The sequence below is a fragment of the Paracoccus sp. SMMA_5_TC genome (genome assembly GCF_009696685.2).
GTDB lineage: Bacteria > Pseudomonadota > Alphaproteobacteria > Rhodobacterales > Rhodobacteraceae > Paracoccus.
Genome location: NZ_CP102356.1, coordinates 234391 through 249627 on the forward strand (window position 1 = coordinate 234391; position 15237 = coordinate 249627).

Genomic DNA, 15237 nt, shown 5'->3' on the forward strand with positions numbered 1-15237 from the left:
CCGGCTGTGCCGGCCAGCGGGACCGGCTTCGGCGCTAAGAATAGGGACGCATTCCCCGGACGTCTTGGCGTGACGCGCCAGCCATGCGGACGAGCGCGCCAAAATTTCGCAGCTTTATCAATCGCTCAGCACAGAGGGCCGTGGGTGGCGTAATAATCGCAAGGGGTCATGCCATAGTGGTGACGAAAGACCCGGTTGAAATGCGAAAGGTCGCTGAATCCGGCCCGAAAGGCCAGTTCGGCAATCACCGGCCTTCGCCCCAATGCGGCGGCGCGGCGCAGATGGTCGGCAATCAGCCGGCTGCGACGTTCAGCCAGGAAATGGGTGAAGGTGGTGCCATGATCGGAAAAATCGCGCTGCAATTGCCGTCGTGACATGTTGACCAGGGCTGCCAGCCGCTCGATCGAAAAATCGGGATCGGACAGATGGGTCTCGATCGTGTCGCAGGCCAATCGAAACCGCCCGTCGCGGTCGCGGAAGGCTGCCGCACCACCGGGCCGGTTCTGAGGACGGAATACCATCGCCACAAAGTCGAACACATAGTCGCCGGCGATGCGAAGGCCTTCGTCCTCAGGCCCCTCGGAAATCAGGGCAGCAAGGCTGACGGCAAGCGGATGACTGGCCGCCAGACGGTGGCCGATCAACGGCAGGGCGCCGCGTCCTTCCAGACACAGGGCGCGGGGCAGATGCACAGATGTCATCGCCGAATCGCGCCCCTGAAAGTTCAGTTCGGCCTCGCGCATGGAATCCATCAGCAGGCAATCGCCAGGCGCCAGCATTTCCTGCCGACCATTATGCGTGACCAAGGTTTCACCGCTGCGTTGCATCAGCAGGAACAGATATTCACGATCATCCTGGCGGATCCCGGCCCGCTGACGATCGATACGCTCGATCCTGCAACGGATTTCCGCGATATCGACCCCATGGCGCTGTCGCAGCCGAAAATCACCGATGGCGCCGCGCTGCGCGCGGATCGGCCGGCCGTGATACTGGCCGCAGTTGGCAAGGATGCAGGCGTTCCATTCGTCAAAACACATCATCGAAGTTCCCCCCTCTTCGGCGCCCGGAACGCTCCTCTTCGCTCCGGTCGGCCCCTCGGACTCGGGCCGCGCGTCAGCGAAGGATACTACCCTGCCCCGGCGCTGCAAAACTTGACATTTCCGGCCACGAGCACGTGCCCTCGAAAGGCGTGCGGTCTTGCAGCCGATTCGCGCGACACCCTTTTCCCGCGGAATGTCAGCGCGTCGGTCTTCGCCCCCACGCAGGATCTGTGATGGTTTCACTTTTGCTGCCATCAGGCAACATTTACAACCACTTGCGCAACACTTCTTACATGAGTGCGGCCGGTTAGGCAACATAATTTCCGGCCCTGCGCCTCTTTTGAAATTTCAAACTTGAAAAATCATGAAATATGCATTTGCATATATCTGGCGCCTGTCGCCACAGGGAGGAAAAATTGACACAACAGCAGACCTTGGCGGATCTCGCCACCGCGCTGGCAAGCGGCCAGATTCGCGTCGTCGACTGCACCGCCGTCCTGGGGCCGCAGACCCCGACCTTGAAGCTGCCGCCCGAACTGGCGGATGACACGCCGCCGGTGGAAATTCACCCCATCTCGCATTATGACAAGCGCGGGCCTTTCTGGGCTTGGAACTGGCTGAAACTGGGCGAACATACCGGGACGCATTTCGATGCGCCGCAACACTGGATTACCGGCCGTGACTACGCCGATGGCGCAACCGATACCATCGACCCGGCCCATTTCATCGCAGCCGTCAATGTCATCGATTGCAGCACCGAAGCCGCCGGAAACCCCGATTTCCTGCTCACCCGCGAAGCAGTCGAGGCATGGGAGGAAAAGCATGGTGCGATAGGCGCCGGCGAATGGGTGCTGATGCGAACCGACTGGGACCGGCGCAATCACGACGCGGACAGCTTCCTGAACGCCGATGAGACCGGCCCGCACACGCCGGGGCCAACGGTGGATTGCATCGAATACCTTCTGTCACGGGGCATCCTGGGCTGGGGCACGCAATGTATCGGCACCGACGCCGGCATGGCGGGCGGATTCCAGCCGCCTTTCCCGGCCCACCACCTGCTGCATCAGAACAACCGCTATGGTCTTGCCAGCCTTGTCAATCTGGACCAGCTGCCACCGAAGGGGGCGATCCTGATTGCCGCCCCGCTGAAGATCCAGAACGGCACCGGCTCTCCGATCCGCGCCTTGGCACTGGTTCCAGCCACGTGAGCCACGATACCGCCCCCCCGCAGACGCAGGCAGCGGAACTGGTCCGAAACCGGCCAGGGCGCGCCGCCGCTTCCCCTGCAGACGATCATCAGGACAAGGGGGCGGTCCCTCTCCGCCTCGAACGCTTCACGCCCTATCTGATGAACCGGATCACGGCCCGCTACAACCGCGCGGTCGAGGAAGAATTGCGTGATACCGGGGTGTCGGTGATCCAGATGCGGGTGTTGGCGGTGCTGATCGAGCACGGTCCGCAATCGGTGAACAACCTGTCCGTCCTGACGGTCATCAAGCAATCAACCCTGTCGCGCGCACTGGACCAGATGGAGGCTGCCGGCCTGATCCGACGCCGCATTGACGATGCCGACAGCCGCATCCGCATCATCCATGCCGCATCTGCCGGGCGGGAGCTGCATCGTCGTGTCTGGCCTGAAATGGAACGGATGCAGGCGGCAATGCTGAAGGATCTGTCCAGCGATGAGCAAAGGCTGCTGAATCATCTGTTGACCCGGGTGCTGCAGACCATCCGGCATCATGATTTCTAGCCGATTGCCGGGCCTTGCTGCGGGTCCGGCAGTTTGATCCCCTCTATCTTGCAAGGGCAAGCCAATGGCCGAACGATCCTTTGTCCAGGAGGTCCAGAAACTGAGGCTGGGCGCCGGCGAAACCTTTCGCGGTGAAGGCATTCTGGCCGTCACCAAGGCATTGCTGGAAAACGGCGTCGGCTATGTCGGCGGCTATCAGGGCAGTCCGATTTCCCATCTGATGGACGTGCTGTCGGATGCCCAGGACATCCTGGGCGAATTGGGGGTGCATTTCCAGGCGTCGGCGAACGAGGCGACCGCGGCTGCGATGCTGGCGGCCTCGGTCCATTATCCCATCCGCGGTGCCGTGACCTTCAAATCCACCGTCGGCACCAATGTCGCCTCGGATGCCTTGGCCAATCTGGCGTCTGGCGGGGTAACCGGCGGCGCGTTGATCATCGTGGGCGAGGATTACGGCGAGGGCTCGTCCATCATGCAGGAACGCAGCCATGCCTTTGCGATGAAATCGCAGGTCTGGTTGCTGGACCCTCGCCCGAACCTGCCATCGATCGTGAACGCCGTGGGCGACGGTTTCGAGCTGTCCGAGACGTCAAACACCCCGGTGATGCTGCAAATGCGCATCCGGTCATGCCATGTCCACGGACATTTCACTGCCCGCGACAATCAGCGCCCGAGCATGACGGTGTCCCAGGCGCTGGAAAACCCGCGCCGCGATCTTGGACGCATCGTCCTGCCGCCGGCCAGCTTCCTGCACGAACAGGAAAAACTGACCAGGCGCTGGCCGGCAGCGCAGCGCTTCATCCTGGAACGCGGCATCAACGAACGTTTCGGCGACGGTCAGGGCCGCATCGGCATCATCCTTCAGGGCGGCCTTTACAATACGACGATCAGGGCGTTGAACCGCCTGGGTCTTGCCAGCATCTATGGCGACAGCCGTATCGACATGCTGTGCCTGAATGCCGTCTATCCGCTGGTCGAAAGCCAGATCCTCGAATTCTGCACAGACAAGGATGCGGTTCTGGTGGTCGAGGAAGGCCAGCCCAATTTCATCGAACAATCCATCGGCCACATGCTTTACCAGGCCGGTGCCCGCGTCACCCTTGAAGGAAAGGGCATGTTGCCCCAAGGCGGCGAATACAACGGCCAGGTCATGCTGGAGGGCCTGCTGCAATTCCTGCGGACCCATGCCCCGACGATGTTGCCACATACGGCGGTGGCGGCGAACGAGCCGCCACCCCCGGACCTTGCCGCGATGCTGCCAGCCCGCCCGCCGGGGTTCTGCACCGGCTGTCCCGAGCGACCGATCTTTGCCGCAACCAAGCTGGTAGAGCGCGAACTGGGGCCTCATCACATCGCATCGGACATCGGATGTCATCTGTTTTCCATCATGCCACCTTTCGACCTTGGGGCAACGACGATGGGCTACGGTCTGGGTCCGGCGTCAGCCTCGGCGTTGCAGAACAGCGATCCCAAGGGCAAGCGCTCGATCTCGTTCGTCGGCGATGGCGGCTTCTGGCACAACGGTCTGACGTCATCGATCGGAAATGCCGTTTTCAACAAAAATGATGGCGTCATCGTCATTGTCGACAACTTCTATTCTTCGGCGACCGGGGGGCAGGACATCCTGTCGTCGCGCGCCGACAATCCCAGCAAGGCGACCCAGCATCCCATTGCCGAGGCGGTCAGGGGTATGGGTGTAAAATGGGTGCGACAGATCGACCGCACCTATGACGTCACCCGGATGCGCGATACCCTGAAGGACGCATTGCAATCCGACGTCGAAGGGCCAAAGGTCATCATCGCCTCATCGGAATGCATGCTGAACCGTCAGCGCCGCGAAAAACCGCTGCGCGCGCGCCAGATCCGCGAAGGCGAGCGTGTCGTGCGGCCTCGCTTCGGCATCGACGCGGATATCTGCACCGGGGATCACGCCTGCATGCGCCTTTCGGGCTGTCCGTCGCTGTCGCTGCGCGACACCGGCGATCCGCTGCGCGACGATCCCGTGGCCGCGATCGACCAAAGCTGCGTCGGATGCGGCAATTGCGGTGAAGTTGCCGATGCCGCCGTGCTGTGCCCGAGCTTCTATCAGGCGGATGTGGTCATCAACCCTCGCCCCGCAGAGCGGCGCCGCGCCAGCCGCACCGCACGGATCATTGCCTGGTTGCAGAACCGGCGCAGCACCCGCCGCATCCTTTTTCACGAGCTTTGACAATGGCTTCAGTCATCGACCCCGGACTACCCTTTCACGCCGCCCGCCGCTCTCCGGAAAGCGATGGCGAAGGGATCATCACGCTTGCCGCGTTGGCCGTGGGGGGACAGGGCGGCGGCGTCCTGACCAACTGGATTGTCGATGTGGCCGAGGCAAACGGTTACCTGGCACAATCGACATCGGTGGCGGGGGTGGCACAGCGCACCGGCGCGACGATCTACTATGTCGAGATGTGTCGCGACACCGGACGTGCCCCGGTGATGGCGCTGGCCCCCGCGCCGGGCGATGTCGACATCCTGATCGCATCCGAACTGATCGAGGCCGGGCGGGCAGTGATGCGCGGCTTTGTCACGCCCGGGCGCACCACACTGATCGCATCGACCCATCGCATCCCGGCCGTGTCGGAAAAGATCGTCCCTGGCGATGGCCGGGCAGACAGCCGGACCGTGATCGAGGCCATGGGCCTGGCCGCCGATCGCGTGGTGGCCCTGGACCTCGAGGCCCTGGCGCAGGAATGCGGCACGGTGATTTCTGCGACGCTGCTGGGCGCCCTGGCCGCATCCGGCGCCCTGCCATTCCCGCGCGAAAGCTATGAACAGGTCATCCGCGCCACCGGCAAGGGGGCCGAAGCATCCCTGCGCGGCTTTTCCCGGGCCTATGATCTTGCGATGACCGATCGGGCGGCGGTGCCCCACGACGCCCCCCCGCCTGCCATGCCGTCGACCCCACCGCAGGTTCCGCCGGCATTGCAGCCTGAATGGAACAGATTGCGGGAACGTCTGGCACGCTTGCCCGAAGCGGTGCGCGATATGGCCGGCCGTGGGTTGGAAAAGGTCGTCGATTACCAGGATCTGGCCTATGGCCATCAATATCTGGACATGATCGAACGCGTGCTGGAACGGGATGGGCCGCCGCATGAGCTGACATTGGCCGCCGCAAAATATGCGGCACGGGCACTGTGCTATGACGACATCCTGCGCGTCGCCGATCTGAAAACGCGGGCCACACGACAGGCGCGTATCCGTTCGGAAATGCGTGCGGCCCCTGACCAGTTGCTGCATGTCACCGAATATTTCCACCCGCGCTTCGAGGAATTCGTCACCACCCTGCCCCGTCGCCTGGGGTCGTGGCTGCGCAATCGTCCGCAAGCTGCCGCCTTCTATCGCCGCTATCTGGATCGCGGGCGACGGCTGCGCAGCGACCGTCTGGGCGGTTTTCTGGCGCTGTGGCTGGTGGCAGGATTGCGTCGCTGGCGCCGGGCGCTGCTGCGCCATCAGACCGAGATGGCGCATGTGGATGCCTGGTTCGACACCGCGCTGCGCATTGCCCACACCGATCGGGCGCTGGCCGCCGAGGTTCTTGCCAATTATCGCCTGATCAAGGGCTATTCGGACACGCACAGCCGGGGACAGGGAAAATTTGCACGCCTGATGCAAGCCTTGCCCTTGCTGGAAGGACGCACGGACGCCGCGGACTGGATGCGGCGCCTGCGCACCGCGGCCCTTGCCGACGAGGAGGGCAAGGCGCTGGAAGGCGCGCTTGCCACAGTAGCCTCGTTCGCCGAACCGCCCCGAGCCGCCTAGCCGGATCGGCCGCCTTCACCAATGCAGCCAGGGCATGGCGCGGCCGAGCCCTGCATCTGCCGATGACACCCCCCCGACACGGCGAAACTCGATGCAATCCGACCCGACGCCCGGCAATACCCCGAAGGACGGGGAAATTTCGCCGGCCAGAAGTTATCTTGTGATATTCGTGTGCTGGCTGGCCATTTTTGCCGAAGGATATGATGTCGGGGTTCTGGGCGCGATCCTGCCGGCCCTGTCTGCCGATCCCGTCTGGCAGCTCAGTCCCCTGCAAGTGGGGGCAATCGGCAGCTACACCGTGCTTGGCATGCTGGCAGGCGGCCTGCTTGCCGGAACACTCAGCGAAATCAATGCCCGAAAGCCATTGTTCATCACCTGTCTGGCGTTGTTTGCATCCTGCATGATCTTCAGCGCGATGGCGCCGACACCCAAGATCATTGCCATCAGCCGGTTCGTGGCGGGTCTGGGTCTTGGCGGCATCGTCCCTTGCGCCGCCGCCCTGACAACCGAATTCTCCCCGGCCCGATCAAAAAGCTTCAATTACGGGCTGATGTATTCGGGCTATTCCTTCGGTATTCTGACCGCTGCCCTTATCAGCCGTGCTTATGTCGAAACCCATGGCTGGCGGACCATGCTGATGATCGGCGCCTTTCCGCTGCTGATGCTGCCGCTGTTTGCCGTTGCATTGCCCGAACCTCTGGAATGGCTGTCCAATAGCGGCCAGCGTGACCGCGCGCGGGAGATGGCGCGCCGTTGGCGCGTCGCAGTGCCGCAACCGCGCCGCAATGACGGCCAGAAGCCGGGTTGGCGCGAGGTGCTGGCCACGATATTTGCACGCGCCCGTGCCCTGGAAACCGCCTGCTTCTGGTCGGCGGGGCAATCGCTGCCGCCGACCTGCCGCCCGCCTATAATTTCTACATCTTTGCGCTGATCGCCCTTATGGCCGCCTCGGCAACGGCAATGATACCGGATCGTCGCAGCACGGTCATGGTGTCATCCGGCCAGGGATGACAGGGCAGGCTCTGCGCCAGACTGGATCGCGGTGATGGCGGTGGCGGCGATGATATCCTCGACCGAACAGCCGCGGGAAAGATCGTTTGCAGGCCGGGCCAGCCCTTGCAGGATCGGACCCACGGCAACAAGCCCACCCAGCCGCTGTGCGATCTTGTAGCCGATATTTCCGGCCGCAAGATCGGGAAAGATAAAGACATTGGGCCGCCCGGTCAGTGCACTGCCGGGCGCCTTGCGGGCGCGGATCGCATCGTCCAGTGCCGCGTCGAACTGGATTTCGCCGTCGATTTCCAGGTCCGGTGCGGTTGCGCGCACTATGGCCAGGGCCTCGCGGATTCGCGCCAGGCTGGGGTGATCGGCCGAGCCGGCGGTCGAAAAGCTCAGCAGCGCCACCCGCGGCACCTCGTCAAGAAGCTGTCGGCAACTGTCGGCGGCCGACAGCGCGATGGCCGCCAGCTGCTGAGCATCGGGGGAAATCACCAGGCCGCAATCGGAAAAGATCATGCCGCCCTGCACCGGCGCATCCTTGCCGCAGGACAGCATCAGAAAGAAACTGGACACGATGCCCGCGCCGGGCGCCTTGCCGATGACCTGCAATGCCGCGCGCACGGTGTCGGCGGTGGTGGCGACCGCCCCGCCGACCGTGCCATCGGCTTGCCCCAGGCGCACCCGCATCGCGGCCTGGCGGATCGGGTCGCGCATTTCTTGCAGGGCCAGTTCCATGGTCATGCCACGGCTGGCGCGCAGATCGACCCAGTGGGCGGCAAGTTCCGCCAGATCGGGGGCTTGGCCAGGGTCGATCCGCGACACCCCCGCGATCTGCGGCCCGCCCATCAGCGTGACCCGTGCCAAACCCTGCGCGGTCAGCGCGCGCGCGGCCTCGGCCACGCGCGGATCGTCGCCTTCGGCAAGGATGATGTGGCGGTTCAGACGCCAAGCGCGTTCGTAAATGCGTTCAATCGGCTTCATGGCGATTATCCCAGGAAATGCAGGCCGGCGACGACAACGACGCCCAGGAACACGGTTTCGGCCACGATCAGCGCGATGGCGCCGCCGCCGACCTCGAGCATCTTCTTCAGCGAGGTCTTGATGCCCACTGCTGCAATGGAAATCAGCAGCGCCCAGCGGGACAGCTCGCCCGCAAGCGCCGACAGGGCGGCCGGAATCATTCCCAGACTGTTCAGCACCGCCAGGCACAGGAAGCCCAGGACAAAGCCCGGCAGCAGCGGCGGCGCCTTGCCGCTGTCTGGGTCAGCCAGACCCCGGGCGCGAATGATCAGCGAAAAGCACAGCACCACCGGCGCCAGCATCGACACCCGGATCAGCTTGACCAGGGTCGCCGTCTCGCCGGTTTCGGGCCCGATGGAAAAGCCTGCGCCGACGACCTGTGCCACATCATGGATGGTGCCGCCCAGAAACACCCCGGAATCGCGCGCCGTGAAGCCAAAGGCATGGGACAGCATCGGATAGATCACCATGGCGACCGTCGACAGCACGGTCACCGAGAGCACGGTGAATACCAGATCGCGCTCCGACTTTTCGGTCTTGGGCAGAACGGCGGCGATGGCCATGGCGGCCGAGGCGCCGCAGATCGCGACCGAGCCCCCGGTCAGCAGCGCAAAGCGCCAGCTGCGGCCGACAAAGCGCGTGGCGACCAGCGCGAACAGGATGGTCAGGATCACCCCCGCCACGACCAGCGCGATCGAGCGCGCGCCCAGATCGGCCAGCATGTCCACCGAAATGCGCGCCCCCAGCAGCGCAACGCCAAGGCGCAGCACCGAACGCGCCGTAAAGGCGACGCCGGGGGCGGTCCGGGTGCCGTCCTCGGCCAGGAAATTCAAGGCCAGTCCCAGCAGCAGCGCCAGCAGCATCGCCGGGGCGCCATAATGATCGGACAGGAACTGCGCCGTGGCGGCCACCAGGGCCGAAACGGCAAAACCGGGAAAGGCCTGTTCGAGCATCGCACGCGCGCGGGTCATCGTTTGGGTCATCGTCAGCACCGGACTGCAGGGGTTGGTCCGACACGCGCGCGCAGGCGCGTGCCGGCGAGGTCATGGCCGCATCGGGCAAGTTTGACCTGCCCGGTCGCGCGATCAGGCGCCTGCCTGCGGGCGCATGTCTGCGGGATCGATCCCCGCCACGACAACGGGCTTCTTCATCGCGTCGCGGCGGAAAGGCTCGCCCAGTTCCTGGTTCAGCAGGACCTCGATGAAGGTGGTTTCGCGGGCCTTCATCTGGCGATCAACCGCCTCATGCAGCGCGGCGGTCAGTTCCTCGGTCGTGCGCACCTGCACGCCGTTCAGGCCGCAGGCCTGGGCGATGCGGGCATAGGATGTGTCGCGGTCCAGTTCGGTGCCGACAAAGTTGTTGTCATACCACAGCGTCGTGTTGCGCTTTTCCGCGCCCCACTGATAGTTGCGGAAGATGACCATGGTGATGGCAGGCCAGCCGTCACGGCCGCAGGCGGTCATCTCGTTCATCGAGATCCCGAAGGCGCCGTCGCCCGCGAAGCCGATAACAGGGGTATCAGGGTTGCCGATCTTGGCCCCCAGGATCGCCGGAAAGCCGTAACCACAGGGTCCGAAAAGCCCCGGCGCCAGGTATTTGCGCCCCGCCTCGAAGGTGGGGTAGGCATTGCCGATGGCGCAGTTGTTGCCGATGTCGCTGCTGATGATGGCATCGGCGGGCACCGCCTGCATGATTGCGCGCCAGGCCTGACGCGGGCTCATCAGCCCGGCATCGCGCTGGCGGGCCTGGGCGTTCCATTCAGTGCCGGGATCGTCGTCCTCGTGATCCAGGCTGGACAGTTCCTGCGCCCAACGGGACCGCGTCTGCGCCACGAGCGCCCGGCGTTCGTCCCGGCCAGCATCGCCCGCGCTTGGCGCCAACTGCGCCAGGATCCCGCGCGCCACCTTGGCGGCGTCGCCCTGGATGCCCACGCTGACCTTCTTGGTCAGGCCGATGCGGTCGGCATTGATGTCGACCTGGATGATGCGCGCATCCTTGGGCCAATAGTCGATGCCATAGCCCGGCAGGGTCGAGAACGGGTTCAGCCGTGTTCCCAAGGCCAGCACCACATCGGCCTTGGCGATGATTTCCATCGCCGCTTTCGAGCCGTTGTAGCCCAGCGGACCCATGGCCAGCGGATGGCTGCCGGGGAAGCTGTCATTGTGCTGATAGTTGGAACAGACCGGGGCATCCAGCCGCTCGGCCAGGCGCACCAGATCGGGGATCGCGCCCGACAGCACGACGCCCGCCCCCGACAGGATGACGGGAAAACGCGCTTCGGACAGCAGCCGCGCCGCCTCGGCCACCGCATCTTCGCCGCCCGCCGGCCGTTCAAAGCGGACCACCTGCGGCAGTTCGACATCGATCACCTGGGTCCACATGTCGCGCGGAATGTTCATCTGCGCCGGGGCGCTGTTGCGCCAGGCCTGCATGATGACGCGGTTCAGAACCTCGGGGATGCGCGAAGGATCGCGGACTTCCTCTTGATAACACACGCAATCCGCGAACAGGCGCATCTGTTCCATTTCCTGGAACCCGCCCTGGCCGATGGTCTTGTTGGCGGCTTGCGGCGTCACCAGCAACAGCGGCGTGTGGTTCCAGTAGGCGGTCTTGATCGGGGTCACGAAACCCGTCACCCCCGGCCCGTTCTGGGCAATCGCCATCGACATCTTGCCGGTCGAACGGGTGAAGCCATCGGCCATCAGCCCGGCATTGGTTTCGTGGGCACAATCCCAGAAGGTGATCCCGGCCTTGGGAAACAGGTCCGAGACCGGCATCATAGCCGAACCGATAATGCCAAAGGCATGTTCGATCCCGTGCATCTGAAGAACCTTAACAAAGGCCTCTTCGGTGGTCATTTTCATGGCGATGGCTCCTTATCTGCGCTCGTCGCGGAAGTGGTAGATCTTGTAGAGTCCCCATTGGCCGAGGCGCCGGAACGGCGTTTTCCAGCCTTCGTGGGGCAGTTCGCTGTTGAAGATGGGCAGGTCGGGCAGCCGCTGTCCGGCCACCAGCTGCGCCATGCGCCGCCCGGCCATGGCGGAATACATCACGCCATTGCCGCCGTAGCCCATGGCATAGAAGGCCCCCGGCAGATCGGGCAGGCCGGTGATGCGCGGCATCATGTCGTGGCTGACATCGACCCAGCCCCACCAGCTGTAGTCCAGCTCGATGCCGCGTAGCGCAGGAAACTTGCGGGCCATACCCTCGCGCAGGGCCGCCAGATGCGCCGGATTTGCGGCGTCGCGTCCGGTGATCGCCGCGCGCGAGCCGATCTGCAGCCGGTTGTCGGGCAGCAGCCGGTAATAGTGGCGCAGCGTGCGGGTATCGGTCAGCGGCGACAGCTTGCGGATGCCCACGGCCTCCAGCTCGGACGCCGTCAGCGGACGGGTGACGATGCTGTTCGACATGATCGGCATCAGCCGGTCCTTCAGCCGGGGATGCAGGCTGCGCGGGGCATAGGCGGCGGTGGCCACCGCCACGCGCCGGGCGCGCACGATGCCGCCCGGCGTGCGCAGATGGTGAATGCCGTCGCGACATTCCCAGCCCAGCACCGGGCTGTCGGGATGCACGCGCGCACCCAGTTCGCGGGCGACCCGCAGATAACCGAAGGCAAGCTTGGCGGCGTGGATGCCCACGCCATCGGCCTCCCACATGGCGCCATGGGCTTCCATGTCGCGGACCACTTCGTCGTGCAGTTCGTCGCGGGACAGCATCCGGGCGTCATAGCCGAAGCTGTCGCGCAGCAGCGCCGCCTCGCGCGCCAGGGCCGGAAGCACGCTGGCCTTGTGCGCGATATAATAATGCCCGCCATCCTGCGGATCGCAGTCGATGCCGTGGTCACGGATCAGACCGCGGAACAGATCGAACGCCTCGCAGATTTCGGCGTGCATGCGCCGGGCGACCTCCAACCCCCAGCGGTCGATCCACTGGCTGCGTTTCAGCCGCCCGGCGCTGATCTGGGCCTGCCCGCCATTGCGCGTGGAACAGCCATAGGCCGCGCCATTCGCCTCGAGCACGGTGGCCTTGATGCCGTGTTCCTTGGCCAGATGCAGCGCACAGCTGAGCCCGGTATAGCCCGAGCCGATCACCACCACATCGGCGTCGATGTCGCCGCGCACCGGGCCGTCATCTTGCGGCGCGGGACCGGCGGTGCCGATCCAGTAGGTCGGCGCATAGTCGCTGCCCGGACCTAGGCTGCGGGCGGTCATCGGATCGTAGAAGGGATCGAACGGGGCCGAGCCGGGGCGTTGCGGGATGGGTTGCATGGCGGGGCTCATTTCGCGGGGATCGCCGGGCGCTGCTTGCGGATCGCCTGTTTCTCGACGATCTGGCCGTCGCGGATGCGGAACAGGTCGGCGCCCTGCACCTCGGTTCGGGTGCCATCGGGGTTGGTGGCGCGAAAGGTCCACTGGCTGACGCCGCGGGTGCCGTCCTCGGACAGGAAATGGCTGTGATCGGCCCATTGCACGTCGGGCATGGCGGTCCAGACGCCCTCGAACGCCCTGGCGATCGCGGCCTTGCCCTGGATCATGTTGCCGTATTCGTATTCGCCGGCGACGGTATAGAACACGCAATCCTCGGCGAAATGGGTCATCACCGCGTCGATGTCATGCCGGTTGAAGGCATCGAATGTCGCCTTCAGGTCATCGGCGGTCAGTTTGCGGGTCATGGGACACTCCTTGCTCAGTAACCCAGGGCGCGTGGCAGCCACAGGGCAATTTGGGGGAAACAGGCGATGACGAAGATCGAGGCGGTCGAGGCGATGGCGAAGGGCAGCGCCCGCAGGCTGATGCGTTCGATCGACACACCCGAGATGCCCGAGGCGATGAACAGGTTTTCGCCCAGCGGCGGGGTCTGGAAACCGACCGACAGCGCGCAGATCATCACGATGCCGAAATGCACCGGATCGATGCCGACCATATAGGCCACCGGCAACATCACCGACACCAGGATCATGATGGCGGCCAGCGTTTCCATGAACATGCCGACGATCAGCAGCATCCCGATCACCAGCGCCCAGATGGCGTAGATGTTGGTGGTCAGGCTGAGCACCCCGCCGGCGATGATGCCGGGGACATTGTTTTCGACCAGCACCCGGCCAAAGATCGTGGCGGTGAACAGCACCAGCAGCACGCGCCCCGCCAGCCAGGTTGTCGCCTCAAGCGCCTTGCCGATTTCGGTCAGATCCAGCTCGCGGTAGATGAAGGTGCCGACGAACAGCGTGTAGAAGATGGCGACGATTGCGGCCTCGGTCGGGGTGAACATGCCGGTATAGATGCCGCCCAGGATCACCACCGGCGCCAGCAGCGCCCAGAAACCGCTATAGCAGGCCTCGGCGATCTTGCGCAGCGACAGCGGTTCGGCCGAACCGTGATAGCCCAGGCGCTTGCAGCGGATATAGTTCATGGTCAGCAAGCCGCCGGCCATGACCATCCCGGGCAGGAAACCGGCGATGAACAGCTTGGAAATCGACACCGACTGGAACGGGCCGTGGTGGGCCACCGCCTCGATCGGCGGTGCAATGCCCATGGCCGAGATGCCAAAGATCACCATGGGGATCGACGGCGGGATCACGATCCCCAGCCCGCCCGAGGCCGCCGTGACCGAGGCGGCGTAATCCTTGCCATAGCCGGCGCGCGCCATGCCGGGGATCATCAGCATCCCCACCGCCGCGGTCGTCGCCGGGCCCGAGCCGGAAATGGCGCCGAAGAACAGGCAGGCGACGATGGTGGCCGCCGACAGCCCGCCGGTAAAGGGACCGGCCAGGCTTTCCGCGACGGTAATCAGCCGCCGCGACAGGCCCGCCGCCTCCATCAGCGCGCCGGCCAGGATGAACGAGGGCAGCGCCATCAGCGGGAACGACCCGACCGAGGACCAGGCCATCTGCACCATCTTGATCGGATTGTCGCCCAGGTAATACATGGCCGCCAGCGCCGATACCCCCAGCGCCACGGTGATCGGCGCCCCCAGGATCATCAGCCCGAAGAAGCTGCCGAACAGGATTTCCAGCAGATAGACGTTCATTGCTTGTGCTCCCGCGCATGGGCGCGCTGTTCGGCGGCGGCCAGTTCCAGCATTTCCTGAACCTCGACCTTGTCGGGGTCGCGCGGGTCGATGCCCTTGACCAGTTTCAGGTAGTTGACCTGCAGGATGCGCAGGGTCATCAGCGCAAAGGCGATGGGCAGGGCCAGATAGACGTAACGCATTTCCCAACCCAGCGTCTGGGCTTTGACAAAGGGTTTCAGCCGGGCGATGAACTGGCTGGCCTGCCAGATGAACACCAGGTTGAAGCCGATCCAGAACAGGTCGCCCACGGCCTCGACGATACGGGCATGTCGGCGCGGCAGCGCGTTCAGATGGAACGACACCCGGTTGTGGGCGGCGATGCGGGCGGCGTAGGACGCCCCGAAATAGGCGAACCAGACAAACAGGATGACCGACAGTTCCTCGATCCAGGTGATCGAGAAGCCGAAGATCTGACGCGCCACGATCTGCACGAAAAGCAGCGTCACGAACACGGCCAGCAGGATGCGGCAGATATAGCTTTCCAGCTTGTCGAGATGGGTCCAGAGCGCAGACATGACTGGCCTCCGGTCAAGGGGCGTTGCGGATGGGGCGAAAAAGGGGCGCCCC

Annotated in this window: 13 protein-coding genes; 5 read left to right on the forward strand and 8 right to left on the reverse strand. The window is 64.5% G+C overall.

The genetic code is table 11. The features are described from left to right. Positions 1 to 125: 125 nt before the first annotated feature. A complete protein-coding gene (locus GB880_RS14740; RefSeq protein WP_195840721.1) occupies positions 126 to 1040 on the reverse strand; it encodes a helix-turn-helix domain-containing protein in 915 nt (304 codons plus the stop codon). Between the two features lie 416 nt (positions 1041 to 1456). Here GB880_RS14740 and GB880_RS14745 point away from each other — a divergent pair, with 416 nt between their 5' ends. From GB880_RS14745 to GB880_RS14765, 5 genes are all read left to right on the forward strand, one after another. Further along, positions 1457 to 2248 carry a cyclase family protein gene (locus GB880_RS14745; RefSeq protein ID WP_229774239.1) on the forward strand — a complete coding sequence of 264 codons (792 nt, stop codon included), beginning with the start codon at positions 1457 to 1459 and terminating at the stop codon, positions 2246 to 2248. A 140-nt stretch (positions 2249 to 2388) separates the two neighbouring features. Then, a complete protein-coding gene (locus GB880_RS14750; RefSeq protein ID WP_154489777.1) occupies positions 2389 to 2790 on the forward strand; it encodes a MarR family winged helix-turn-helix transcriptional regulator in 402 nt (133 codons plus the stop codon). Positions 2791 to 2854: 64 nt separating this feature from the next. Beyond that, positions 2855 to 4999, forward strand: a complete 2145-nt coding sequence (locus GB880_RS14755) for a thiamine pyrophosphate-dependent enzyme (RefSeq protein WP_154489778.1) — start codon at positions 2855 to 2857, stop codon at positions 4997 to 4999. Between the two features lie 2 nt (positions 5000 to 5001). Next, a complete protein-coding gene (locus GB880_RS14760; protein WP_263467388.1) occupies positions 5002 to 6582 on the forward strand; it encodes an indolepyruvate oxidoreductase subunit beta family protein in 1581 nt (526 codons plus the stop codon). Between the two features lie 91 nt (positions 6583 to 6673). Further along, entirely contained in the window at positions 6674 to 7513 is an 840-nt protein-coding gene (locus tag GB880_RS14765) for an MFS transporter (protein WP_154489779.1), read from the forward strand. Positions 7514 to 7575: 62 nt separating this feature from the next. On the opposite strand, the gene pta is transcribed toward GB880_RS14765, so the two are convergent. From pta to GB880_RS14800, 7 genes are all read right to left on the reverse strand, one after another. Next, positions 7576 to 8562, reverse strand: coding sequence for a phosphate acetyltransferase (gene pta / locus GB880_RS14770; protein WP_154489781.1), 987 nt, complete (start codon positions 8560 to 8562; stop codon positions 7576 to 7578). A gap of 5 nt (positions 8563 to 8567) precedes the next feature. Beyond that, positions 8568 to 9584, reverse strand: a complete 1017-nt coding sequence (locus GB880_RS14775) for a YeiH family protein (protein ID WP_154489783.1) — start codon at positions 9582 to 9584, stop codon at positions 8568 to 8570. Positions 9585 to 9686: 102 nt separating this feature from the next. Then, complete coding sequence (gene xsc, locus GB880_RS14780; RefSeq protein WP_154489785.1) at positions 9687 to 11465, reverse strand: sulfoacetaldehyde acetyltransferase; 1779 nt, start codon at positions 11463 to 11465, stop codon at positions 9687 to 9689. A gap of 12 nt (positions 11466 to 11477) precedes the next feature. Next, complete coding sequence (locus GB880_RS14785) at positions 11478 to 12869, reverse strand: NAD(P)/FAD-dependent oxidoreductase (protein WP_154489787.1); 1392 nt, start codon at positions 12867 to 12869, stop codon at positions 11478 to 11480. Between the two features lie 8 nt (positions 12870 to 12877). Continuing rightward, positions 12878 to 13273: a nuclear transport factor 2 family protein gene (locus tag GB880_RS14790; RefSeq protein WP_154489789.1), complete on the reverse strand. Its 396-nt coding sequence runs from the start codon at positions 13271 to 13273 to the stop codon at positions 12878 to 12880. 14 nt (positions 13274 to 13287) lie between these two features. Further along, on the reverse strand, positions 13288 to 14628 hold the full coding sequence (locus tag GB880_RS14795; RefSeq protein ID WP_154489791.1) for a TRAP transporter large permease: 1341 nt from the start codon (positions 14626 to 14628) through the stop codon (positions 13288 to 13290). Then, positions 14625 to 15185 (reverse strand): TRAP transporter small permease, encoded by a 561-nt coding sequence (locus GB880_RS14800; RefSeq protein ID WP_154489793.1) that lies wholly within the window; start codon positions 15183 to 15185, stop codon positions 14625 to 14627. Before GB880_RS14800 ends, GB880_RS14795 begins: the two co-directional genes overlap by 4 nt. Between the last annotated feature and the right edge of the window lie 52 nt (positions 15186 to 15237).

Bases quoted from the DNA above. Each gene is read 5' to 3' on its own strand.
- GB880_RS14740 (WP_195840721.1), bottom strand. From the start codon at position 1,040: ATGATGTGTTTTGACGAATGGAACGCCTGCATCCTTGCCAACTGCGGC.
- GB880_RS14750 (WP_154489777.1), top strand. From the start codon at position 2,389: ATGAACCGGATCACGGCCCGCTACAACCGCGCGGTCGAGGAAGAATTG.
- GB880_RS14755 (WP_154489778.1), top strand. From the start codon at position 2,855: ATGGCCGAACGATCCTTTGTCCAGGAGGTCCAGAAACTGAGGCTGGGC.
- GB880_RS14760 (WP_263467388.1), top strand. From the start codon at position 5,002: ATGGCTTCAGTCATCGACCCCGGACTACCCTTTCACGCCGCCCGCCGC.
- GB880_RS14765 (WP_154489779.1), top strand. From the start codon at position 6,674: ATGCAATCCGACCCGACGCCCGGCAATACCCCGAAGGACGGGGAAATT.
- pta (WP_154489781.1), bottom strand. From the start codon at position 8,562: ATGAAGCCGATTGAACGCATTTACGAACGCGCTTGGCGTCTGAACCGC.
- GB880_RS14775 (WP_154489783.1), bottom strand. From the start codon at position 9,584: ATGACCCAAACGATGACCCGCGCGCGTGCGATGCTCGAACAGGCCTTT.
- xsc (WP_154489785.1), bottom strand. From the start codon at position 11,465: ATGAAAATGACCACCGAAGAGGCCTTTGTTAAGGTTCTTCAGATGCAC.
- GB880_RS14785 (WP_154489787.1), bottom strand. From the start codon at position 12,869: ATGCAACCCATCCCGCAACGCCCCGGCTCGGCCCCGTTCGATCCCTTC.
- GB880_RS14790 (WP_154489789.1), bottom strand. From the start codon at position 13,273: ATGACCCGCAAACTGACCGCCGATGACCTGAAGGCGACATTCGATGCC.
- GB880_RS14795 (WP_154489791.1), bottom strand. From the start codon at position 14,628: ATGAACGTCTATCTGCTGGAAATCCTGTTCGGCAGCTTCTTCGGGCTG.
- GB880_RS14800 (WP_154489793.1), bottom strand. From the start codon at position 15,185: ATGTCTGCGCTCTGGACCCATCTCGACAAGCTGGAAAGCTATATCTGC.